We start from the raw sequence: 23,543 nt of genomic DNA, 5'->3' as shown, positions 1-23,543 counted from the left end.
GGGAAAAATCGCTTGGCGGTAGCGACTATGACTACGCTACTTCCATTCAACAGACAAAAGACAACGGTTATACTGTCGCGGGTTATAGCTACTCTAACGACGGCGATGTAACGGAAAACTATGGCAATTATGACTTCTGGATCGTAAAACTAAACGCAAACGGCGCTATCGTATGGCAAAAATCGCTTGGCGGTAGTAACTCTGACTGGGCTACTTCCATTCAACAGACAAAAGACAACGGTTATATTATCGCGGGCTATAGCTACTCTACTGACGGCAATGTAACCGGTCATCATGGCTCTACCGACAATACCGACTGCTGGATCGTAAAACTAAACGCAAACGGCGCTATTGAGTGGCAAAAATCGCTTGGCGGTAGCGACTATGACTACGCTAATTCCATTCAACAAACAAGCGACGGCGGCTATATTATCGCGGGTTCTAGTTACTCTACCGACGGCAATGTAACGGATCATCATGGCTCTACTAACTATAATGACTACTGGATCGTAAAATTAAAATAACGCCGCCCCGTCATTCCCGCGAAGCGCGCGCGCGCAAGAGAGTGTGTGGGAAACGCGAAAATCCACATTCTCGTCATTCCAGCGCGGAGCGATAGGGCGGTTTACCGCCCGTAATCGCGGAGGAAGGCGGGAATCCAATAAAAACAAACGCAAACCTCTCGTCATTCCCGCGAAAGCGGGAATCCATGATAACAATCATAAAAAGATGGATACCCGTTTTGCTTCGCGATTACGAAGCGCAAGGGCTTCTATCGCTCCGCGCGGGTATGACAAAGAGAGATAGATACCTGCCTTTGATTACGAAGCGCTCGCGCTCGCTCCGCGCGGAAATGACGGAGGGCGAGACGCGATCGGTTTAGAGTTACGAAGAACGCCGGACGGCGTAAAGAAAGCGGCTTTAGCGCGCGTAAAACGCCACTTTTTGCGATAAAGCTAGTTATTTAGACGGCGATCGCGAAAGATCGCGCCAAGTTTCTTTTTGTAAGAACCCTCGCAACCAAAAGAAGCGTCGTATCCGTAGTCGCTGTTTATATGGTGGTAGGCGCTTAGATCGCCCTAGCCGATCTTTTTTATCGTCGCGTTGAACTCCCGTTTTTTGGCGTCGAACCGCCGCAAGCGCGTTAGCCGTAATATCGACGGCGTTTTCTTGCTTCGTCAGGCGAAGCGGTTGCAACATAAAGTCAAATATCGCCTCGCGAGGCTGAAAATCTACGCGAACAAGCTATCGCGCGAGGCAAACTCAAATAAAAGTATCGCCTCGTAAAAAACGGCGAATGGCGGCGCGACTTTAGTAACCCTTCGTCGGTTTTCGCGCCTCTTAAACGCGATCCGCGCCAGCCGCGTTTTTTGCCGCTTAGCGTTTAGAAAATTGCGGGCTTCGGCGCGCTTTGTGTTTGCCGTATTTTTTGCGTTCTACCACGCGCGCGTCGCGAGTAAGCAGTCCGCACGGTTTTAAAATGGGGCGAAAGCTCGCCTTGTCGAATAGCGTTAGCGCTTTGCTAATTCCGTGCCTTAGCGCGTCGGCTTGCGCGGAGTAGCCGCCGCCAAGCGCGTTAGCCGTAATATCGACGGCGTTTTCTTGCTTCGTCAGACGAAGCGGTTGCAACACGCGCATTTTGATCGCTTCATGCCCTCCAAGCCACGTATCTAGGCTTACGCCGTTGATCGAGAGCTTGCCCGAACCGGCGGTAAGCCAGACTTTGGCGATCGCGGTTTTTCGCTTGCCCGTCGCGTAGATTTTTTCGACTTTCTTTTGCGCTTTTTTCGTAGCCATTATTAACCTTTAATTTGCGCGGTGTGCGGATGTTCGCTTCCGGCATATACTTTCAGCTTTTTAAGCTGTTCTCGTCCTAAACTGTTTTTTGGCAACATACCGCGCGTCGCTAACTTGAATAGCTTTTCGGGGTTTTTTGCCAGCAGTTCGGAGGTCTTTTCGCTTTTTACGTGTCCCGTCCAACCGGTGTGTCTGTAATACTCCTTGTCGAGCTTGCCCTCGCGGCTAAAACGCGCTTGCGAGGCGTTGATAACGACGATGAAATCGCCGCAATCGACATGCGGGGTAAAGCTGGGTTTGTGTTTGCCGCGTAGTTTAACGGCGATCTCGCCAATCAGACGACCGAATGGTTTGTCCTTCGCGTCGATCAGAAGCCAATCGCGCCGAAGCGTCGCGGCGTTTAGGCTCTTTGTCAGCTTGCTCATGGTTTTTCCTTTGCGAATTAAGGGCGCGATTGTAGCAAACCAACCTTAAACTACGCTGTTTTTAAGCGGCGTTTAAACTATCGTAGCCCCGTATCGTCGGCGACGCGGACGCTTACCAATCATTATTTAAATCTTGTCGGCGATCGTTTGCAGACAATCAAATCTCCCTGCTCCTCCTTAAAATAAAATAAGCGACTAAACTAGACGCGCGACAATCGGCTTTTAGCGATAATAATTTGGGACGCTTAGCGCTAGATCGCTCGCAACCTATATATCGTAGCGCCGTAATCCTTGTCGCGAGTTATACCGAACGTTTTTAAAGAGCGCGCGAGATGAAACCTTGACAATACTAGACTAAAGATGTATAATTAAATTAGCACATTTTTATTGCGAGCGCTAAATTGAGCGTATGAAAGGAGATTGTATGCGGACTAAAACGCGCCAAGAGATACTAAACGCCGTCGTCTATAGCTACGTTCAAAACCCGCAGCCAATCGGTTCTATGCAGCTAAAAGAGGCGCTTAGCGCGTCGGTGAGCGCCGCTACGATCCGCAACTACTTTAGGAGGCTGGTGGACGAGGGCTTTTTGACGCAATTGCACAGTAGCGGGGGACGGATTCCAACCGATCTAGCGCTACAAAGCTACTGGATTTCGGCGATCGATCCCAACGCCGCGCGCGCGATCGACGAAGAGGCGATCGAGAGCGCCGCGCGCGCATACGGACTTTACGCGCTGCTTGCCATGCGCGAGCCAAACCGTTTGCTGGAGGTTACAAAAAGCAGGCTTGGACGCATATTAGCCGCTTTTGAGTTTGGCGAGGCGGCGCTGGGCGCGAACGCGGCAATCGAGCGGCTTTTGAACGAGTTTTGCGGCTACGATATAACCGATCTGATCGAGATTGCCAAAAGCAATAGAATCGACGCGCTCTATAACGCCCTAAGAGAGATCGAGCGCGGTCGCGTAAAACGCTACAACGCCGACGCGCTTATCGAATACGCCCATAATTTTTACGTGGATTTTGAGCGCCTATACGACGGCGCGATCGCTTCGCAGATGAGCGCGCAACTGCTGTTTGACTCGCCATCCATGATTGTCGCCCACAAGGTAACAAAAGGCGAAAAACCCGCGCTACTTGTCGCGTTTGGGGTGATGAACAGAGATTTTTTAGGTTTTATCAATCATATAAAAAAGGAGGATCAGTGAACGAAGAGCGGGATAAACAAGAGTTAGATCAAAACGCGGAGGAGACAATCGACGACAAAAGCGTCGAATCGGAAGCGATCGCCGAGGAGATAAGCGAACCGAGTGAAGAGGATTTTGAAGCCAAATATAACGAGGCGCAGGATCGCTATTTAAGAGCCTACGCGGAGTTTGAAAACATAAAAAAGCGTTTGGAAAAGGAGAAGTATCAGGCGATCGATTACGCCAGCGAAAGGTTTGCCAAAGACCTTTTACCCGTGATCGACGCGCTGGATTTGGCGCTAAAAATCGATCAAAACGATCATTTTGAGCAGCTAAAAGAGGGGGTCAATCTGATCAAGACGGCGCTGATCAAGGCGTTTGAAAAGCACGGCGTTTTGCCCGTAACGCACGAAGAGGGCTTTGATCCCGCGTTGCACGAGGCGATTATGCAGGCAAACGACGAGGCGTTGGAGGAAAACGCGATCGCGCAGGTTCTTCAGCAAGGCTGGCGTTACAAGGAAAGATTGTTGCGTCCGTCTTTAGTTTCAGTAAATAAAAGGAGTTAAACAATGAGCAAGGTATTAGGCATCGACTTAGGCACGACCAATTCGTGCATGGGGGTTTTTGAGGCGGGCGAGGTGAAAATTATCCCGAACAAAGAGGGCAAAAACACCACGCCGAGCATAGTGGCTTTCACCGATAAAGGCGAGGTTTTGGTTGGCGATAGCGCCAAGCGCCAAGCGATCACCAATCCCAAAAAGACCATCTATTCGATCAAGCGAATCATGGGTTTGATGATGAACGAGCAAAACGCCAAAAGCGCGCAGGCTAAAGTAAGCTACAACATCGTCGATAAGGGCGGCGCGTGCGCGATCGACGTGGACGGCAAAATCTACACGCCGCAGGAAATATCGGCGAAAGTGCTAATGAAGCTCAAAAAAGACGCGGAGGATTTTCTGGGCGAAACAATTACCGACGCGGTGATCACCGTCCCAGCGTATTTCAACGACGCGCAGCGCAAAGCTACCAAAGAGGCGGGCGTGATCGCGGGGCTAAACGTGCTTAGAATCATCAACGAGCCGACCGCCGCGTCGCTTGCCTATGGGCTTGACAAGCAAAAAGCCGAAAAGATTTTGGTGTATGACTTGGGCGGCGGCACGTTCGACGTAACGGCGCTTGACGTGGGCGACGGCGTTTTCGAGGTGCTATCCACCGACGGAAACGCCTTTTTGGGCGGCGACGATTTTGACAACCGCATTATCGATTGGCTTGCCGAAGAGTTCAAAAAAGAGAACGGCGTAGAGCTGAAAAACGACAAAATGGCGCTTCAACGGCTCAAAGACGCCGCCGAAAACGCGAAAAAAGAGCTATCCAGCGCTACGGAAACCGAGATCAACCTGCCGTTTATCACGGCCGACGCGACAGGTCCAAAGCACCTTGTGGTCAAGCTCACCCGCGCCAAGTTCGAGGCGATGATCGACGATCAGATCGCCGAAACGCTAACGCATATTAAAAACGCGCTGAAAGACGCGGGCATAGACAAAGGGGCGATCAACGAGGTCGTTATGGTGGGCGGATCGACGCGCATTCCCAAAGCGCAGGACGTGGTTAAAAACTTTTTTGGCAAAGAGCTTCACAAAGGCGTTAATCCCGACGAGGTCGTAGCGGCGGGCGCGGCGATACAAGGCGGCGTGTTGCGCGGCGACGTAAAAGACGTGCTGCTTTTAGACGTAACGCCGCTTTCGCTCGGCATAGAAACGCTAGGCGGCGTGATGACAAAGCTGATCGAAAAAGGAACCACGATTCCCGTCAAAAAATCGCAGACGTTCAGTACCGCCGACGACAATCAACCCGCCGTCAGCATACACGTGTTGCAGGGCGAACGCGATTTTAGCCGCGATAACAAATCGCTGGGCATGTTCGAGCTTTCAGGCATTCCCGCCGCGCCGCGCGGAGCGCCGCAGATCGAAGTTACTTTTGACATCGACGCGAACGGCATTCTAAACGTCAGCGCCAAAGATAAAGGCACGGGAAAAGAGAACAAGATTACCATCACAGGCTCTTCGGGTTTAAGCGAGGACGAGATTAACCGAATGGTGAAGGAAGCCGACGCGAACCGCGAAGCGGACAAGAAACGCAAAGAGATTGTCGAGGCGCGAAATCAAGCCGACTCGCTAATCTATCAGACTGAAAAGACGTTGAGAGAGAACGCCGACGCGGTAAGCGCGGAGGAAAAGGGCAAAATCGAAACGGCGATCGCCAATCTCAAAGACGTTATCGCCAAAGAGAGCGCGAGCAAACAGGAGATCGACGATAAGATCAAAGCGCTTACGGAGGTAAGCCATAAACTCGCCGAAGCGATGTATAAAAAGCAATCGGGCGAGCAAGGCGGCGCAAGCGGCGATCAGAACGGCAAACCCAAACAAGACGACGTGATCGACGCCGAAGTCGAATAGTTTAAGCGCGATCCCCTCGCCGTCGCAAAACGTCGAGGCGATCGCGGCTTTCGCACGAAGCGATAGCTACAATGCTTTAGCATAGTTTAATTAACGGCTAAATATGAGGCGAATTTAATATTACTCGTTTTAGCCCCACGCTTTTGAACGCTTGCGCTAGCCCCCCACCCTCTACCTTACTTCATTTGACTTTTATAGCCGATAATTACAGGCGCCAAAATTTTAGGCGCCATTATTCGTCAAATAGTCGTGTAGTTACGCCAATAGATTTGCGTATCTAAGTCTATTAAGACTAAGCGATATCCTGCCGCTAAAACCAACAAAATGGAAATCGTTTGTTGATGATATTGAACGCAACGGATAACTATTGTTAAATATTTATGATAAAATTATATATGCAACTTGAACTGACGACGGTTATGAAAACGCGCCGACTACCTTTCTTGTGAGGCACGCTTTTACTTTGTTTGATATTGTGGGAATTTGGAGGTGAAATTATGATAGATGTTAACAATGAGGCAAAAGACGAAATATTTGGAAATATTCAAAAGTTTCTCAAAGACCCGCCAGTGATTATTTGGGGTTCAGGAGCAACCGTACCTTTTGGATTGCCAACTATGAATGACTTAACAGATGCAATAATAAAAGAATTTCCCGAATTTCCAAAAGGGAACTTGGAAGTCGAGCTTGGAAAAATATCAGATATAGAACGAAAAAAGAAAATTAGGAGAATAATTTGGGAAGAAATTGGCAAAAAAGATTTAGGTGTTCAACAAGAAATTAAAAATGGTGAGTATAATAAATTCGAATTTATTATTAAAATGATAGAAAAATTTAGAGAAGCGCATCCACAAGTAGTCAATATTATTACTACAAATTATGATTGTACTCTTGAATATCTATTCGCTTGGCATGACATTCATTTTACCGATGGATTTACCGGAAAGATATTTTCCAAGTTTGATGCAACTGCTTTTTCTAGTAAAAAAATTGTGAATATTATAAAAGTTCACGGTTCTTTGAATTGGTTTACAATCGACGGTACTGTTCGATTCCTAAATCGAAGTAATGCTGGTGATACACCAGTATTTATTATACCAGGAAAAGATAAATATGAGGAAGCCTATAATATCCCTTTTCGTGATTTAATTCAAATTTCAGATGGTATAATAAACAAAGCAAAGAGTTTTCTTGTGGTTGGCTTTGGCTTTAACGATAAACACTTGACTCCAAAGATCAAAGAAAAAGTAAGAGAGGGAGTACCTTTAGCGCTGATAACAAAAAAAGTGAGCGATTTCTGCAAGGAGGAATTGAAAGATGGTAGACAATATATTCTTATTGAAGAAGCAATGGTTGACAAAACAAGGGTAACCATTAAAAATAATGAATCACCACATGAGTTCGTCATAGACGGGGACTATTGGCAACTTAAACATTTTATGGAGGTAATCTAATATGTGCACAAGCGAAAAAGAACCCGTGGCAATCGGGAAAGTACAAAGCGTTGATACCGGCAGCGTTTCTATCAAGGTTGATAGAGAGGATATGCTAAACAGCGTTCAAGTAAATCAGATCGTTAGAATCCGTTCTACAAAAACGGGTGAGAAAATAATTGGAATGATTTCCAAGATTATGCGGAGGGCTATATCTGAAAAAATAGATCAAGGTACAGAACCTGAAACTGTTGTGGAAAACATTATGCGAGTAAATTTAATTGGAACACTTTTGGATAAGGTTGGAACTAGGGAAAATGTTTTCAAACGAACGCTGAATACTGTGCCAAGCATTGACGCCGACTGCTTTTTGTTGGACAAAAAGGAACTGTCTGCTTTTATGAATAGTGTGTCTCATAATGCGAAAAACCCTCTAAAGATTGGAAAATTTACAATTTCTGAGGAGTCGGATGCAAATTTGGATGGGAACAAATTTTTTCAACGGCACGCTGTCATCGTTGGAGGAACCGGATCAGGAAAATCGTGGACTATTGCCAATATACTAGAAAAAGCATCAAAACTGTCATCTGTCGACAGCATTGTTTTTGATTTACACGGCGAGTATAAACCTCTCGCTGAACTTGAAAATACACAATTACTAAAAATAGCCGGACATTCCGATACGCACAAGGACAATGTAATATTTCTTCCTTATTGGCTATTATCTTATGAAGAAATAGAAGCAATGCTGCTTGATCGCAGCGATCAAAACGCACCAAATCAAGCCAGAGCTTTGTTTGATTTAATTATTGAGAAAAAAAAAGAAACGCTTACAGACGAAAAGAAACAGGATATACTTGCTAATTTCACAATTGATAGTCCGATTCCATATAAAATTGATGATGTTCTTTCAAGCCTTAAAGAAAAAGATGAAGAAATGATTCCGGGATCCAGACCCGGAACTGAAAAACAGGGGCCTTTGTACGGTAAATTGACTCGTTTCATTCAAAGATTGCAAAGTAAACAATCTGATAAGCGGTTGAATTTCATTTTTAATTCTGACAAATCTTTGCTTGACTTTAATTGGTTAGAAACTCTCGTTTCTAAACTCCTTGATTTTGGGAAAGAAAAAAGAGGGTTAAAAATAATCGACTTTTCCGAAGTTCCGTCTGACATTTTACCTCTTATTGCAGGACTCATTGGACGGCTTGTTTTGTCAATACAACAGTGGATGCCTGATGATAAACGTCACCCTGTTGCCTTGTTTTGTGATGAAGCGCATTTATATATCTCGACTAACGCCAAAAGTAGCATTGATGAGAGAGCCCTTGTTGCTTTCGAACGAATTGCAAAAGAAGGACGGAAATATGGTGTTTCTCTGCTTGTTATTAGCCAGAGGCCAGCAGATGTTAATAAAACAGTTTTAAGTCAATGTGGAAACTTTATTGCCATGCGTTTGACAAACCCGGATGATCAAAATGTTGTTAAAAGATTGTTTCCAGATAATCTTGGAGATTTCGCCGAAATGTTGCCCATATTAGACATCGGAGAAAGTTTAATCATTGGTGATGCTGCGCTTCTTCCAAGTCGTGTAAAAATTGATGAACCAACCATCAAACCTAACAGCGCTACGGTTGACATCTGGGATGAGTGGGCGAAGGCAAAGTCGGAAAATGGTATTCATGAAGCAGTAGAATCCTTGCGGAAGCAACAGAAATAAAGGAATAACCAATATATGCTATACACAGAAATAAGTTATGAAAACATCGCTTTCTACCACATGCTTTTACCCAGTCTGATAAGTAGGGAAGTGAAGTCATGAAATCACACTCAAAAGAACTTCTTGATCATGCCGTGTCTGCAATGTTAGGAGCAATAGAAATCTGCAACAAGCCTAGATTTCCTTACCGTATAGAAACTTTTGTTATCTTAGCTATCAACAGTTGGGAACTTTTATTGAAAGCAAAGTGGGTCTACGAGCATAAAAACAAACTCCAAAGTCTTTATGTTCGCGAATCGCACAAAAATAAAAATGATAGGCAGAGCAAAAAAGAATATATCAAAAAAAACAAAATCAAAATACCGTTTACTCACACTATTGATTGGTTGGCAAAACAACTTCACGAACAAAAGAAATTGAATTCTTCTGTTTTTAAGAATCTACAAGGATTGGTTGAAATTCGCGACGCATCTGTTCATTTTTATACTCGTTCGCAGAAGCTCAATATCTGTTTATACGAATATGGCGCCGCTTGTGTAAAAAACTTTGTTTCAGCTTTATATGAATGGTTTAAGCATGAATCGTTGGAGCTTGGATTGCATTTATTGCCATTAGGGTTTCTTAATTTTCCAGAGCAAGTTGAAGCTATTACGCTTAATGCGAAAGAATCGGCGCTTATTAAGTTTCTCAATGATTTAGACAATGAATCAAATCCAGATACGTTTTACTCTATAAGAGTCAATGTGGAAATAAATTTTACAAAGTCTAAAATAAAAGACGCGGTTAGCGTTCGTACAACAAATGATCTTGATGCTTTAAAAGTTCGTTTAACCGAAGAAGAAATTAAAGAAAAATATCCATTGACTTATGAAACACTCACGCAAAAATGCAAAGAACGATATTCAGACTTTAAGATAGATAAGAAGTATCACGAAATTAGAAAGAGACTTCAAGGTAATAGCAAGTTTGGAACAATACGTTATCTTGATCCTAACAACAAAAAAGTTCGAAAAAACCTTTCTTTAGCACGAATATTTTATGTGAATTTGATAAACACTACAAGCAAAAATCAAAAGAATAGCTAAATATCATGTATCGAAACTAATTTGGATACCCGTTTTCACTGGCCGACTGGAATGTCCGGCGTTTCCGCGCTTGATTAAAACCTGTGTTCTCGTCATTTCCGCAAAGCGCCCCCTCCGATGGGAGCGCAAGACGCGAAGGAAAGCGGGAATCCATGACAACGAACATCAAACAAGATAGATACCCGTTTTCACGGGTATGACAGAGAGATGGATGCCCGCCTTCGATTACGAAGCGCAAGCGCTTCTATCGCTCCGCGCGGGTATGACGGAGAGAAGTCGATGGATACCCGTTTCACGAGTATGACGGCATACGCTTGTCCCGTCGTTTTCGCGCTTCATCGCGGGAATAACGGGACGCGGACTGAAAGGTCGGCGGCGGTCGGCTTGCCGTTTTGATCGCGCTTGTTTATATCGCTTTGGATACGATTTTGACAAGCGCGCGGCAAGCGCTACTCTTTTCTCGTTCTGTCCTGATGGTGAATATGCCCTAGCTTAGCGCCGCCTAGAATATGCAAGTGGAGATGCGCGACCTCTTGCCCCGCGTCGCGTCCGTTGTTGATCACCACGCGATAGCCGCTTTCGTCTAACTTTAGCTTTTTGGCGACGGCTTGCGCGGCGTTAAGAAGATGTCCGATCGTTTCGTTATCGCACGATTGAAGATCTTTCACCTCTTTTTTTGGAATCACGAGAATATGAACGGGCGCTTGCGGGTCTATATCGTGAAACGCGAGCGTATTATCGTCCTCATAGACGCGATTTGCCGATATTTCGCGGTTGATAATTTTGGTGAAAACGGTCATGCTATCTCCTTAATGCAGTTTAATCGGTATATTAACAGCGTATTCATTACAATTGCGGTTTAAAAATCATCTAAGGCTTACGATTGAACCACGTAGAACGGATAAAATCAGCCCCGACGATCGACGCGCTTGAAAAATTGCGGGTAGAGCTTCTGGGTAGAAAAAGCGCGATTAGCGAAGGTTTCGCCGCCCTCAAAAACGCAGCGCAAGAGCAAAGAGTCAAGATCGCCGCCGATCTTAACCGCCAAAAAGAGGAGCTCGCAAACGCGATCGCGGAGCGCAAAGCCGCTCTGGAGAACGCGGAGCTTGAATTAAAAACCTCCAAAGAGGCGATTGACGTTACGCTCTTTGACTTTTCCGATCGTAGCGGGGCGCTTCACCCCATAAACCGCGCTATGGAGGAGATTGTCGAATACTTTCTGGGAATGAACTTCGAGCTTAAGAACGGTCCTTTGATCGACGACGAGTTTCATAATTTCGAGGCGCTTAATCTGCCAAAGCACCATCCCGCGCGCGAAATGCAGGATACCTTCTATATGAACGACGGCATGGTGCTTCGCACGCACACCTCTAACGTGCAAATCCATACGATGCTAGGCGAGAAACCGCCTATCAAGATGATTGCGCCGGGCGCGGTATTCCGCCGCGACTACGATCTAACGCATACGCCGATGTTTCATCAAGTCGAGGGGCTTGCCGTCGATGAGAAAGGCGCGATCAGCTTCGCCAATCTTAAGCATATATTAGAGGATTTTCTCAATAGCTTTTTCGGCGATTTTCCCGTGCGCTTTCGCCCTAGCTTCTTCCCTTTCACGGAGCCGAGCGCGGAGGTTGACGTAGGTTGTATATTTTGCGGGGGCAAGGGCTGCCGAATGTGCAAAAACACCGGCTGGCTGGAGGTGCTAGGTTGCGGTATGGTCGATCCTAACGTTTTTGAGGCGGTCGGCTATAAGAACGTAAGCGGCTACGCCTTTGGTATGGGCGTTGAGCGGCTCGCCACGTTGAAATACCGCGTAGGCGATCTAAGATCGCTTTACGAGGGCGATCTCGATCTGTTGGAGCGGTTTATATGATTGTAACTAGAGCGTGGCTAAGCGAGTTTTTACCGCTTGATGACGTAAGCGACGAAACGATTGCGCAAACCTTTGTGCGAATCGGACACGAAGTTGCGAGCGCAAGAAAGATAACCTTTGACGAGAGGGCGGTAGTAGGCAAGATCGTAAGCCGTAAGAAACACCCCGACGCGGACAAATTAAGCGTTTGCGAGGTTGACGCGGGCGGGCAAACGCTTACGATCGCGTGCGGAGCCAAGAACGTAGAGGCGGGAATGTTTGTCCCCGTCGCCCTAATCGGCGCGAGGCTGCCAAACGGCGCGACAATCAACGAGGTTGATCTAAGAGGCGTAAAAAGCTACGGCATGATCTGCTCGGCAAAGGAGCTTGGTTTAGGCGATCTAAACGACGGTATTTTGCCGCTCGATAACTCGATTGGCGAGCTAACCGCCGGCGCTAAGCTAAGCGATTACGCGGCTCTGTCCGATACGATTTTCGAGGTCGAGCTAACGCCCAATCGCGGCGATTGCCTTAGCGTTTTTGGTTTGGCGCGAGAGCTTTCCGCCGCGCTGAACGTTCCGATTAACGGCGAACGCAATACGCGCGCGGCGTCAAATCCAAACGGGATCGGGCGTATTTTGCATCTTACCAGCGATCCGGAAGCGACGGCGAGCGCGTTAATCCGCGTAATTGAAAATCGCGGCTTACAAACGCCGCTGATCGCGCGTTTGCGCCTCGCGTGGTCGGAAACGTCGGTAGATACGGCGATCGACGCTTTGATCGCTTACGCTTCTTTGACTACGGGCGTTTTGTTTCGCGCCTACGATTTTAAAGCCGTCGGAGGCGGCGAGGCGGCGGCGAAATTACGCATTGTGAAAAAAGACGGAATAAACCTGCTTATCGAGGAAAAAAGCAAAGAGACGTTAGAGAGGATAGGGATCGACGCCAATCCTAAATTCGCCGCGAACGACGATAGCCCCGTTATCGTTTTGGAGGCGTTTTTTGCGCCGAGCGAGGAGATCGCTAAAGTCGCTTTTGAACGCAAATTGAAAGGCGACGCGCTGTTCAACAGAGTTTCTAAAGGCGGTAATCCTAACTTAGCTTTCGGCGCGCGCTTTTTTGCCGAGCTGATCGCGCGCTTTTCAAAAAGCCGTTTTTACTCTGAATCGCTTTGCTACGAGCCTAACGTTAAAGCGCGAGCGATTGCCGTCAACGCGGACGAGATAAGCGCGTTGATCGGGCGCGTTATAGACAAGAACGAAATCGTCGAAATCCTAAAACGGCTTGGCGCCAAAGCGCAATCAAACGGTAATCGGCAGAGCTTCTTGGTGATTCCCCCCGTTTGGCGACACGATCTGTCGAACTACGCCGATCTAGCCGAAGAGATCGTTCGTCTTGTAGGCGTGGATCAAATCAAGCCAAAAGCGCTTTTAACGCAAACTAAGCGCGTCGTTTCCGAAGGCTGGAAGCGCTTTCGCTTCGAGCGCGACGCGGCAAATCGCGCCGCCGCGAACGGCTTTAGCGAGTCGTTACACTTTTTATTCTGCGATCAGAGCGCGGCGAGCGCGTTTGGTTTCAATCCGATTGCCGAGAGTTTGAATATCGCCAATCCAATCGCCTCTAACTTAAACGCGCTTCGTCCGACGCTGCTGATCAATTTGCTGGAAGCCGCCGCGAAAAACCGCGCCAAAGGCAGAGCGAGCGCAAGACTTTTTGAAATCGGCGATATTTACGACGAAAATCGCGTCCAATCGCGCGAGATCGCCTTTGTTTTTAGCGGCGAAAAAGAGCCGCCAAGTATCGCTAACCGCGGCAAGACGGAGGAGATCGATCTGTATAGCTTCGCGCGGCTAATCGCCGCCGCGACGATCGGCTTCTCGCTTTTGCCGTCCAAAATCGCCTATCTGCAAAAAGGGCAGTCGGCGCAAATAATCGCAAACGGCGAAGCGATAGGCGAAATCGGCAAACTCGCGCCGCATATCGCCAAGCTATACGATCTTGAGGGCGCTACTTTTGTCGCTAGAATCGACTTAGGAAAAATCGCCGATCGCGAACGCTACGCGAAACCGTTTAGCAAACTACAGTCAATCGAACGCGATCTGAGCGTGGTGATAGACAAATCCGTCGGCTTTGGCTTGGTTAAAAATGCGATCGAATCGATCGGAATAGGGCAGTTAAAGAGGGTTTTAGCGATCGATCTCTACGAGGACGCGAGTCTGGGCGATAAACATAGTTTAACCTTGCGGCTTATTTTGCAGCCTTTTGATAAGACGTTATCCGAAGAGGAGATAGCAAAAATTACCGATCGCGCGTTAGAGAAACTACAAGCCGATTTCGGCGCGGTTTTGCGATGAAGCGTTTGATCGCCGCCGCTACGGGGAGATTGGAGGGCGCGGTCGATACGCTCGCGGGCGATAAATCGATCTCGCACCGCGCGGCGATGTTTTCGCTTCTTAGCGATCGCGTCTCGGAAGCGGCTAACTTTCTACGCGCCGAAGACACGCTTAGATCGCTCGCCATTATCGAGCGTCTAGGAGCGAAGGTTACGTATAACGCAAACGGCGTGAAGATCGAGCCGCCAGACGCGATTGCGGAGCCTAGCGACTATTTGGACTGCGGCAACGCCGGCACCGCTATGCGCATTTTTATCGGTTTGTTGTGCGCGCAAAAGGGCTTTTTCGTTTTAAGCGGCGATAAGTATCTCAACAGCCGCCCGATGAAGCGCGTCGTTCAGCCGCTAAGGGCGGTCGGCGCGTCGATCGACGGGCGAAAAGAGGGGAGTTTCGCGCCGCTTGCCATTCGCGGCAATCCCGATTTGGCGTCGTTTGATTACGCAAGCCCCGTTAGTTCCGCGCAGGTAAAAAGCGCGATGATTTTAGCGGGACTGAACGCAAACGGCGGCGTATTTAGCGAGCCTAGCCTAAGCAGAGACCACACGGAGCGAATGCTTAGGGCGATGGGCGCGGATATTTGCTTTGACGGGGCAAAAATCGCCGTCGGCAAAAAGATCGCGCCTTTGAAGCCGCTTAACATTCGCGTTCCAGCCGATCCCTCGAGCGGTTTCTTTTTCGCCGTCGCCGCGGCGATAACGCCAAAGAGCGATCTGCTCCTAGAGGGCGTTACGCTTAATCCGACGCGGATCGAAGCGTATAAAGTCCTCCAAAAGATGGGCGCGAGGGTGGAGTTTATCGAAAAAGAGAACGACTACGAACCGATCGGCGATATTCGCGTCCGCTACGGCGAATTAAACGCGCTAGAGGTTAGCCAAAATATCGCGTGGTTGATCGACGAGGCGCCAGCGCTCGCGATCGCGTTTGCGTTCGCAAAGGGCGCAAGCCGTTTGAGCGGCGCGGCGGAACTGCGGGTCAAGGAGAGCGATCGGATTAAAAGCGTCGTAAGCAATCTGAACAAATGCGGCGTTCAGGCGAGGGAGTTAGCCGACGGCTTCGAGATTATCGGGCAAAAGACGATTAACGGCGCGCGAGTGGATAGTTTTGGCGATCACAGGATCGCCATGAGCTTCGCGATCGCCGCGTTAGGCGCGTCGTCGCCGATAATCGTTGACGATTGCGAGTGCGTGGCGACGAGTTTTCCAAACTTCGCTGATATTTTCAGATCGCTTGGCGGGTCGATCGAGGAGCAAACGGTTGCGGATTAAACTCGCGAGCAGTTGCGGCTTTTGCTTCGGCGTAAAACGGGCGATCAAACTCGCCGAGAGCAATCCAAACTCGGTTGTGATAGGCGAGCTTATCCACAACAGCAGGGAGATAGATAGGCTCGATAAAAATTTCGGCATTCGTTCCGCGCAAAGCATAGACGAGCTAAACGACGGCGATCGGGCTATTATTCGCACGCACGGGATTGAAAAAACCGCGAAAGAGAGGTTGCCCAAGATCGCCGCCGACATTATCGACGCTACCTGCCCGTATGTAACAAAGCCGCAAAAGATAGCCGAAGCTATGAGCCAAGAGGGGTATCAGGCGATTATATTTGGCGATAGTAAGCACCCCGAAGTTAAGGCGGTTTTGAGCTACGCCGATCAAAACGCGGCGGTCGTGGCGAGCGTCGAAGAGCTAGATCGCACGGCGCTTAGCGATCGCGTCGCGCTAATCAGTCAGACTACCAAATCGATCGCGGCGTTTAGCGAAGTCGCCGCCGCGTTGATCGCGAAGGTGAAAGAGGCGCGCGTGTTCAACACGATCTGCAACGCCACTTACGATAACCAAGAGGCGACGCGAACGCTCGCGAGCGAGGCGGATATAATGATCGTTATCGGCGGCAAAAATAGCTCCAACACTAAGCAACTTCACGCGATCGCGCTAAAATACTGCGCCGACTCCTATCTGATCGAGGACGGCGACGAATTGAGGGGCGAATGGTTTAAGGGGAAGCGTCTGTGCGGCGTAAGCGCCGGCGCCTCCACCCCCGATTGGATTATAGAGGAAGCTACTAAAAAGATAGAGGCGTTTTGAGCTTTTAGCGGGATTAGACTAAAATCATCGTTTTGGTAAGGCAAAGATAAGGGTTTTAATGGGAAACGAAGCGTTAGAAAATATCGACATCAGCGAAGAAGAAAAAGCGCTTTTTAAAAATTCGCTGAGCGAAAGCGACGCTTGGCGCGGCGACGGCAGGAGCGAGCAACTATTGACCGCCGTAATCGAAAAGATTACCAGCGAGGCGGCGTTTATCAATTTAGGCGGCAAGTCCGAAAGACGGTTAGATTTAACCGAGATTACGGATAAAGACGGCGTTTTGCTTTTCAAAGAAGGCGACTCCATTCAAGTCGTGGTTTCGGGCAGACCCGGCGAAAAACTGCGTATTTCGCATAAGAAAGCCGTAAAACGTCAAAAGATCGCCGAGTTTATCGCGGCGCGAAAAGCCGAAGGAGAGCAAACCGCCCCGATCGACGTCGAGGGCGTAGTTATCGGCAAGAACAAAGGCGGTTATATCGTCGAATCGCAAGGGGTAGAGTTTTTTATGCCGATCTCTTTGTCGGCGTTCAGTCCCGACGCAAAATCGCCGATCAACAAGAGCGTAACGGCGCGGCTAATAAAAATGGACGAAGCGAGCGGAACGCTTGTGCTTTCGCGCCGATCTTATCTTAATTCGCAGCGCAAAGCGCGCAAAGAGGCGATCAAGAAACTTACCGAAGCGAGCGACGTCGTAGAGGCTACGGTTAAACGAATCCAAAATTACGGTATGTTTGTGGAGTCAAACGGCATAGAGGGGTTGGTGCATTACACCGAAATTAGCCACAAAGGTCCCGTGAATCCCGCCGCGCACTACAGCGCGGGCGACAAAGTTCAAGTAAAGATAGTCGGCTACGACAAAGAAAAAAACCGCGTCAGCTTTTCAATCAAGGCGACGCAGCCAAACCCGTGGCAGGAGATCGCCGAGCAACTTGAGATCGGCGACACGATTAAAGTAACCGTGGCGAATATGGAGGCATACGGCGCGTTTGTGGATTTGGGCAACGACACCGAAGGGTTCTTGCATATTAGCGAGATGAGCTGGGATAAGGATTTGAAACACCCAAACGAAATCTTGTCGATTGGGCAGGAGATTGAGGTAGAGGTGATCGCGCTAGACGTAGAAAATCAGCGCTTGCGCGTTTCGCTAAAGAAACTGCAACCAAAACCTTACGAGGATTTTGTTAGAAGGCATAAAATCGGCGATCGCTTAAAGGGCGTCGTCTCTTCCATTAAAGATTTCGGCGCGTTTTTGAAAGTCGAAGGCGTGGAGGGGCTGCTTCACAACGAGGAGTGCGGCTGGAGCCGCGCCGAAAACGCCAAGTCGCTGTTTAAGGAGGGCGACGAGGTGGAGGTCGAGCTAATCAAAATCGACGTTGAGAACGAACGGCTGAGTTTTAGCAAGAAGGCGCTGATCGAAAGTCCGATCGAGATTTACGCTAAAAACCGTCAAATTGGCGATATTGTGCAAGGCGTTGTGCGCGACGCTAAAGAGTTTGGCGTTTTTGTCCGTTTGGAGGACGGCGTGGACGCGATGATCCGCGCCGAAGATCTCGCGCCGCTTAAAATTGAAGAGATCAAAATTGGCGAGCCGATCGAGGCGAGCATAGCGGTTATGGAGCCAAAAAAGGGACGCATTCGCCTATCCGTGCGCCGTTTGGAAAAGCAAAAAGAGCGCGACGCGCTGAAAAGTTTCAACGGCGATAATCAACGCACCACTTTGGGCGACGCAATCAGGGGAACGCTAAAGAAATAAGGCGGTTTGGCAATGCGCGGCGTTTGGGTCGCTACTTTTTTCGCGTTGGTCTTTATAGCTTTGGGCGCGGGATTCGCGTGGCGAACGACGAGAGTCGAAAGCGGCTGGAATCCCGATAAAATAATCGTGGATAACAGCGCGCTACGTCGAGAGGAGGAGGCGTTAGCCGAAGAGAGCAAGTCGGCGGTTCCGGAATGGATGCAAAAGATGGCGAAACCAAACGAAACGCCGCTTTTAAGCGCCGAGGAGAGCGCGATTAGCTGGGATCTTGTGAGTCCGGAGTTTAGAACGGATAGCTGGCTAGTTTTGCGCTTTGACAATCTAGATCGTTTTCAAAAGCGGTGTTTAAGCGCTTTTCTGAAAACGCGCCAGATCGCGCACGTCGTCGACGAGGGCGATTTTTACGATATACGCTTAGCGAACAAAGACCCGATGGCGGCGGACGGGTTGATTAAAGAGCTGGCGACTTACGATCTAAGCGCGACGCTAATTACGTTAGAAACGCCGAAACCATACTAAAAAGGTTACCGATGAAACAGAAAGTTATTGTTTGCGATCATATTCATGATAGAGGCATTCGGATACTAAAAGAGGCGAAAGATATAGAGCTAGACGTAGCTTACGATACGCCTAAAGAGGCGCTGTTTGCGCGCCTTATCGACGCGGAGTTGGCGATTACGCGCAGTTCCACGCCGGTGGACGCGAGATTTCTCGACGCGGCGAAGAAGCTAAAATACGTTATCCGCGCGGGCGTTGGCGTAGATAACGTGGATATAGACGAATGCTCCAAACGCGGCGTTATCGTTATGAACGTGCCGACGGCGAACACGATCGCCGCCGTAGAGATGACGATGTGTCATCTTGTCTGTTCCGCGCGCGCTTTTGTATGCGCGCACAACGAGCTGAAAGAAAAGCGCGTGTGGAAGCGCGAAAATTGGTACGGCACGGAGCTTATGGGCAAAAAGCTAGGCGTGATCGGCTTTGGCAATATCGGCTCGAAAGTCGCCGTTCGCGCCCAATCCTTTGGAATGGAGATTGTCGCGTTTGATCCATATATTCAGCCAAACAAAGTAACTTCGCTTGGTATGACCTATACCGCCAATTTTGACGATATTCTCGCGTGCGACTTTATCACGATCCACACCCCGAAAAACAAAGAGACCACAAATATCATTACGGCAAAAGAGATCGCCAAGATGAAAGACGGCGTAATATTGATCAACGTCGCGCGCGGCGGGCTATACAACGAGAGCGATCTCGCCGCGGCGCTTAAATCGGGCAAGGCGCGCTTCGCGGGACTCGACGTCTTTTCCAAAGAGCCCGCTACGGACAATCCGCTTTTGGATCTGCCCAACGTGTCCGTTACGCCCCATCTTGGCGCGAATACGCTTGAAAGCCAGATCAACATCGCCGTCGAGTCCGCCGAAAACGCGCTGGAGGCGTTGCGCGGCGTGAGCTATCCCAACGCGCTAAATCTGCCGATCAAAGAGGGGGCTATGCCCGCGTGGGCGAGCGGCTATTGCGAGCTTACGCAGCGAATGGCGTTTTTAGCGGCGCAGACGCTAAAGAGTTCTATTCGTTCTATCAGCGTTAGCGCGAGCGGCGAAGCGGCAAATTTCTTGGATTCTTTCGGCGTTTTCGCCACGGTCGGCGCGCTTAACAAGGCGATCGCCGAAAAGGTCAATTACGTCAACGCGCCCTTTGTCGCCAAGGAGCGCGACCTAGATGTCTCGACGCGAAAAGACGAGGGCGAATCGCCCTACAAAAACCTTGTAACCGTTCGCGTAAGCGACGACAACGAGAGCGTGTATATATCGGGCGTATTGTTTGGTAGCGAAAGCCCGCGTATCGTGGATATTAACGGCTTTGATATGGACGTGGCGCCCAAAGGCAAGATGATCTTGTTCAAAAACAGCGACGTGCCGGGCGTGATCGGCAAAGTCGGCGCTCTGCTTGGCGACGCGAAGATCAATATCGCCGATTTTCGACTTGGACGCGACAAACACGGCAAAGCGATGGCGTTAATTATCGTCGATAGCGAAGCGCCGCGCTCCGTGCTAGACGCGCTTGAGGCGTTGCCAGAAGCGATCTCGGTCGCGTATGCGGAACTATAAACAAATTAAGGAGCGTAAATGACGTATTCTATGGGCGATTTGAAAAAGGGTCTTAAAATAGAGCTTGACGGCATTCCGTATAAGATTGTGGAGTATCAGCACGTAAAACCGGGCAAAGGACCGGCGTTTGTGCGCACAAAGATCAAATCGCTCCTCGACGGGCGCGTGATTGAAAACACTTTTCACGCCGGCGACAAAGCGGAAAAGCCCGATCTGACGGAAGCCACGATGCAATATCTGTATAAGGACGGCGAGCATTTTCAGTTTATGGATACGAGCAGCTACGAGCAATACGCTTTTAGCGCCGATCAGGTAGGCGAAACGGCGCATTGGCTGGTCGAAAACACGGAGGTAACCGTGCAGTTTCACAACGGCAAACCCATCGGCGTAGAACCGCCGCCGACAATCGTTTTAAGGGTAATCGAAACGCCGCCTAACTTTAAGGGCGATACCAGCGCGGGAAGCAAAAAACCCGCTAAACTCGAAACCGGCGTGATTGTTCAGGTTCCCTATCACGTATTGGAGGGCGAAACGATCAAAGTCGATACCTCCGGCGGCGAATATATAGAAAAAATAAAATAAAAACCCCGACGTTAGCGCTAATAGGGCATTAACGTTTGCCATAGCGCTTTCTCTATTCGCTTAAAGCGCGGTTATAATCCGCCTTTGCTATTAGTAGCCGCCTTTGAACGGCAATATTGGCGCCTTAACGATTATGATTGTTTGCGATTAGCGCTCTGACTTTGTCTAAATCTTTATTGGCATCGACGCTTATCGAGTCGCTTTCAATCACAAACGCTTTTACCATTGACCGGCTTTAAGCGGAATTTGCCGATTTTATTTACCGATACCTATATATATAAAGCCGTCGGCTTTTGCAATCTGTTTATCAAACGTTTTGCGTAGATCGACGATTATTTTCGTCCGCATTTCTAGCTCTTTAAGGCTGATGGACTTAAACTCTTCCCATTCCGTCAATACGACCAGCGCGTCGGCGTCTTTAGCCGCGTCGTAAGCGCTTGAGGCGTATTCGATTCGATCGCCTAAAAGCGCTTTTGCGCCGATTGAGGCTTCGGGATCGTAGGCTTTGATCTTAAACTCTTTTTTTAACAATTCGCTCACAATTTCTATCGCGGGGCTTTCGCGCACGTCGTCCGTCCCGCCTTTGAAAGCCAGCCCTAATACAGCGATTATAGGATTTTCAATCCCTTTTAGCGCGTTGATTATTCGATTTGCCATCTCAATTTTTCGCTCGTCGTTGCCTTTGATAGCCGCCTCTACGATCGAGAGATCAACTTCCGTTTTTTTAGCGATATACGCCAAAGCGGACGTATCCTTCGGAAAGCAACTGCCGCCGTAGCCCGGACCAGGATTTAGGAACTTTGATCCAATGCGGCTATCTAACCCCATGCCTTTAGCCACCTCATACACGTTAGCGCCGACCTTTTCGCACAGATTAGCAATTTCATTGATGTAGTGAATTTTGACGGCTAAAAACGCGTTGCTGGCGTATTTGATCAGCTCCGCGCTTCGCCGCGAGGTATAAAGGATGTTTGGTTTTTGCTTGTAAGAGTCGTAGAGCGCCTCGATTATCGTCTTGGCGCGTCCGTTGTTCGCGCCGATTACGACGCGATCGGGGTTGAAAAAATCATAAACGGCGAAACCTTCGCGCAAAAACTCAGGCATAGCGATCAGATCGAAATTAGCGTTTGGATTTGTTTCGCGGATAATTTTTTCAACGTCGTCGCCAGCGCCGACGGGGACGGTGGATTTGATCGCGATAACGGTGTATCCCGATAGGCATTCGGCTACCTCAGCCGCAACCGCGTGGATATATTGCATATCCGCCTCTTTGGTGATTGGATGCGGCGGCGTGCCTACGGCGATAATAATAATATCCGCGTTTGAAACCGCTTCGTTTATTTCGGTCGTGAATTTTATGGCGCCGCTTAAAGCGTTTTTATGAAAAAGCTCCTCTAACCCCTCTTCAAACAGCGTGATTTTGCCCGCTTGCAACGCGGCGATCTTCTCCTCTATCTTATCTACGCAGACGACTTTGTTCCCAAGTTCCGCAAAACCTACGCCTGTGGGCAAGCCAACGTAACCCGTCCCTATAACGCAAACGTTCATAAGCCGTATCCCAATTTTTGCTTAAAGTGGGCGATTGTTTTATCAAGCCCCTCGTCTAACGCGATTTGCGGTTCCCACGCCAACTTTTCTTTGGCTAGCGAAATATCGGGTTTGCGTTGCGTCGGATCGTCGCGTGGCAACGGTCTAAAGACGATCTTTGATCCGCTTTTGGTTTTGGCGATCACCTGTTGCGCTAGTTCCAAAACAGTAAACTCGTCGGGACTACCTATATTAGCGGGTCCCGTAAATCCTTTGGGCGAGTTCATCATGCGGATCATAACCTCTATTAGATCCTCTACATAGCAAAACGATCGCGTTTGCTTGCCGTCGCCATACGCCGTTATATCCTCGTTTTTGAGCGCCTGAACGATAAAGTTGCTCACCACGCGCCCGTCGCGCGGGTTCATTCTTGGTCCGTAGGTGTTGAATATGCGAACGACCTTTATATCAACGCCCTCTTCGCGGTAGTAGTCGAAAAACAGGCTTTCGGCGCACCGTTTGCCCTCGTCGTAGCAGGCGCGAACGCCGATCGGATTAACGTTGCCGCGATAACTCTCTTTTTGAGGGTGTTCAAGCGGTTCGCCGTAAATCTCGCTGGTGGAGGCTTGCAGAATGGTCGCCCCGTCTTTTTTGGCGAGATCAAGCATATTGATCGCGCCGATCACGCTGGTTTTTGTCGTTTTGATCGCCGCTTTGCCTTGGTAGGCTACGGGAGAAGCGGGGCAGGCGAGGTTATATATTTGATCGAAGCGCGGCAGATCGTTCGGAAGCGGATCGACAATATCATGCTCGATAAAACGGAAGTTTTCGCGCCCCAACAGCGCCTTTACGTTATCGAGAGAGCCCGTGTAGTTATTGTCTAAACAGACGACGCGGTGATTTTCGTTGGAGAGCCGATCGCACACAAACGAGCCAAGAAACCCAGTTCCGCCCGTTACTAAAATATTCATTATATACCGTCGCACTCATATAGTAAAATCGTTTTAATCTCACGCTTTCACGCTTTCACGCTTTCACGCTTTCACGCTTTCACGCTTTCACGCTTTCACGCTTTCACGCTTTCACGCTTTCACGCTTTCACGCTTTCACGCTTTCACGATTTCACGCTTTCACGCTTTCACGC

20 protein-coding genes are annotated in these 23,543 nt (G+C 48.9%); 15 read left to right on the top strand and 5 right to left on the bottom strand.

Annotation, left to right across the window (positions count from 1 at the left end; all coding sequences use genetic code 11):
* Positions 1–524 (top strand): hypothetical protein (locus tag LBF86_06275; protein ID MDR0665109.1); only part of this gene is annotated, 524 nt, incomplete at its 5' end.
* Between the two features lie 853 nt (positions 525–1,377).
* On the opposite strand, the gene rpsI is transcribed toward LBF86_06275, so the two are convergent.
* Both rpsI and rplM read right to left on the bottom strand, forming a co-directional pair.
* A complete protein-coding gene (gene rpsI, locus LBF86_06270; GenBank protein MDR0665108.1) occupies positions 1,378–1,797 on the bottom strand; it encodes a 30S ribosomal protein S9 in 420 nt (139 codons plus the stop codon).
* A 2-nt stretch (positions 1,798–1,799) separates the two neighbouring features.
* Positions 1,800–2,222, bottom strand: a complete 423-nt coding sequence (gene rplM, locus LBF86_06265; protein ID MDR0665107.1) for a 50S ribosomal protein L13 — start codon at positions 2,220–2,222, stop codon at positions 1,800–1,802.
* A gap of 424 nt (positions 2,223–2,646) precedes the next feature.
* Between rplM and LBF86_06260 the strand changes: the two genes are divergently transcribed.
* The 6 genes from LBF86_06260 (at position 2,647) to LBF86_06235 (ending at position 10,099) form a co-directional block, all read left to right on the top strand.
* Positions 2,647–3,426, top strand: coding sequence for a hypothetical protein (locus LBF86_06260; GenBank protein MDR0665106.1), 780 nt, complete (start codon positions 2,647–2,649; stop codon positions 3,424–3,426).
* Positions 3,423–3,971 carry a nucleotide exchange factor GrpE gene (gene grpE, locus LBF86_06255; GenBank protein MDR0665105.1) on the top strand — a complete coding sequence of 183 codons (549 nt, stop codon included), beginning with the start codon at positions 3,423–3,425 and terminating at the stop codon, positions 3,969–3,971. The genes LBF86_06260 and grpE overlap by 4 nt, the downstream gene beginning before the upstream one ends.
* 3 nt (positions 3,972–3,974) lie before the next feature.
* Positions 3,975–5,861, top strand: coding sequence for a molecular chaperone DnaK (gene dnaK / locus LBF86_06250; protein ID MDR0665104.1), 1,887 nt, complete (start codon positions 3,975–3,977; stop codon positions 5,859–5,861).
* Between the two features lie 497 nt (positions 5,862–6,358).
* Positions 6,359–7,315, top strand: a complete 957-nt coding sequence (locus LBF86_06245; protein MDR0665103.1) for an SIR2 family protein — start codon at positions 6,359–6,361, stop codon at positions 7,313–7,315.
* Position 7,316: 1 nt separating this feature from the next.
* Positions 7,317–9,014, top strand: coding sequence for an ATP-binding protein (locus LBF86_06240; protein MDR0665102.1), 1,698 nt, complete (start codon positions 7,317–7,319; stop codon positions 9,012–9,014).
* Between the two features lie 98 nt (positions 9,015–9,112).
* The gene (locus LBF86_06235) at positions 9,113–10,099 is read left to right on the top strand and encodes a DUF3644 domain-containing protein (GenBank protein MDR0665101.1); all 987 of its coding nucleotides are present in this window, start codon (positions 9,113–9,115) and stop codon (positions 10,097–10,099) included.
* Between the two features lie 449 nt (positions 10,100–10,548).
* Here the strand turns inward: LBF86_06235 and LBF86_06230 are convergent, their stop codons facing one another.
* Positions 10,549–10,899 (bottom strand): histidine triad nucleotide-binding protein, encoded by a 351-nt coding sequence (locus LBF86_06230; protein ID MDR0665100.1) that lies wholly within the window; start codon positions 10,897–10,899, stop codon positions 10,549–10,551.
* Positions 10,900–10,982: 83 nt separating this feature from the next.
* Between LBF86_06230 and pheS the strand changes: the two genes are divergently transcribed.
* The 8 genes from pheS to efp are packed head-to-tail and all read left to right on the top strand — an operon-like array spanning position 10,983 to position 20,872.
* Entirely contained in the window at positions 10,983–11,972 is a 990-nt protein-coding gene (gene pheS / locus LBF86_06225; GenBank protein MDR0665099.1) for a phenylalanine--tRNA ligase subunit alpha, read from the top strand.
* Entirely contained in the window at positions 11,969–14,305 is a 2,337-nt protein-coding gene (gene pheT, locus LBF86_06220) for a phenylalanine--tRNA ligase subunit beta (protein MDR0665098.1), read from the top strand. Before pheS ends, pheT begins: the two co-directional genes overlap by 4 nt.
* Positions 14,302–15,609, top strand: a complete 1,308-nt coding sequence (aroA, locus tag LBF86_06215; protein MDR0665097.1) for a 3-phosphoshikimate 1-carboxyvinyltransferase — start codon at positions 14,302–14,304, stop codon at positions 15,607–15,609. Before pheT ends, aroA begins: the two co-directional genes overlap by 4 nt.
* Positions 15,599–16,423, top strand: a complete 825-nt coding sequence (locus LBF86_06210; protein ID MDR0665096.1) for a 4-hydroxy-3-methylbut-2-enyl diphosphate reductase — start codon at positions 15,599–15,601, stop codon at positions 16,421–16,423. The genes aroA and LBF86_06210 overlap by 11 nt, the downstream gene beginning before the upstream one ends.
* A 58-nt stretch (positions 16,424–16,481) precedes the next feature.
* Positions 16,482–18,176, top strand: coding sequence for a S1 RNA-binding domain-containing protein (locus LBF86_06205; protein ID MDR0665095.1), 1,695 nt, complete (start codon positions 16,482–16,484; stop codon positions 18,174–18,176).
* A gap of 12 nt (positions 18,177–18,188) precedes the next feature.
* Complete coding sequence (locus tag LBF86_06200; protein ID MDR0665094.1) at positions 18,189–18,695, top strand: hypothetical protein; 507 nt, start codon at positions 18,189–18,191, stop codon at positions 18,693–18,695.
* An 11-nt stretch (positions 18,696–18,706) separates the two neighbouring features.
* Positions 18,707–20,290, top strand: a complete 1,584-nt coding sequence (gene serA / locus LBF86_06195; protein ID MDR0665093.1) for a phosphoglycerate dehydrogenase — start codon at positions 18,707–18,709, stop codon at positions 20,288–20,290.
* An 18-nt stretch (positions 20,291–20,308) separates the two neighbouring features.
* Positions 20,309–20,872, top strand: coding sequence for an elongation factor P (gene efp / locus LBF86_06190; protein ID MDR0665092.1), 564 nt, complete (start codon positions 20,309–20,311; stop codon positions 20,870–20,872).
* 255 nt (positions 20,873–21,127) lie between these two features.
* Here the strand turns inward: efp and LBF86_06185 are convergent, their stop codons facing one another.
* A complete protein-coding gene (locus tag LBF86_06185; GenBank protein ID MDR0665091.1) occupies positions 21,128–22,420 on the bottom strand; it encodes a UDP-glucose/GDP-mannose dehydrogenase family protein in 1,293 nt (430 codons plus the stop codon).
* Entirely contained in the window at positions 22,417–23,373 is a 957-nt protein-coding gene (locus LBF86_06180) for an SDR family oxidoreductase (protein ID MDR0665090.1), read from the bottom strand. Before LBF86_06180 ends, LBF86_06185 begins: the two co-directional genes overlap by 4 nt.
* Positions 23,374–23,543: the final 170 nt, after the last annotated feature.

Source organism: Helicobacteraceae bacterium (genome assembly GCA_031258155.1).
GTDB lineage: Bacteria > Campylobacterota > Campylobacteria > Campylobacterales > SZUA-545 > JAIRNH01.
This window is presented reverse-complemented; position numbering and strand designations above follow the sequence as displayed.

Coding starts and splice junctions, on each gene's coding strand:
- LBF86_06200 (MDR0665094.1), top strand. CDS start 18,189: ATGCGCGGCGTTTGGGTCGCTACTTTTTTCGCGTTGGTCTTTATAGCT.
- efp (MDR0665092.1), top strand. CDS start 20,309: ATGACGTATTCTATGGGCGATTTGAAAAAGGGTCTTAAAATAGAGCTT.
- serA (MDR0665093.1), top strand. CDS start 18,707: ATGAAACAGAAAGTTATTGTTTGCGATCATATTCATGATAGAGGCATT.
- LBF86_06235 (MDR0665101.1), top strand. CDS start 9,113: ATGAAATCACACTCAAAAGAACTTCTTGATCATGCCGTGTCTGCAATG.
- dnaK (MDR0665104.1), top strand. CDS start 3,975: ATGAGCAAGGTATTAGGCATCGACTTAGGCACGACCAATTCGTGCATG.
- LBF86_06230 (MDR0665100.1), bottom strand. CDS start 10,899: ATGACCGTTTTCACCAAAATTATCAACCGCGAAATATCGGCAAATCGC.
- LBF86_06240 (MDR0665102.1), top strand. CDS start 7,317: ATGTGCACAAGCGAAAAAGAACCCGTGGCAATCGGGAAAGTACAAAGC.
- LBF86_06245 (MDR0665103.1), top strand. CDS start 6,359: ATGATAGATGTTAACAATGAGGCAAAAGACGAAATATTTGGAAATATT.
- rplM (MDR0665107.1), bottom strand. CDS start 2,222: ATGAGCAAGCTGACAAAGAGCCTAAACGCCGCGACGCTTCGGCGCGAT.
- LBF86_06260 (MDR0665106.1), top strand. CDS start 2,647: ATGCGGACTAAAACGCGCCAAGAGATACTAAACGCCGTCGTCTATAGC.
- pheT (MDR0665098.1), top strand. CDS start 11,969: ATGATTGTAACTAGAGCGTGGCTAAGCGAGTTTTTACCGCTTGATGAC.
- LBF86_06205 (MDR0665095.1), top strand. CDS start 16,482: ATGGGAAACGAAGCGTTAGAAAATATCGACATCAGCGAAGAAGAAAAA.
- rpsI (MDR0665108.1), bottom strand. CDS start 1,797: ATGGCTACGAAAAAAGCGCAAAAGAAAGTCGAAAAAATCTACGCGACG.
- aroA (MDR0665097.1), top strand. CDS start 14,302: ATGAAGCGTTTGATCGCCGCCGCTACGGGGAGATTGGAGGGCGCGGTC.
- LBF86_06185 (MDR0665091.1), bottom strand. CDS start 22,420: ATGAACGTTTGCGTTATAGGGACGGGTTACGTTGGCTTGCCCACAGGC.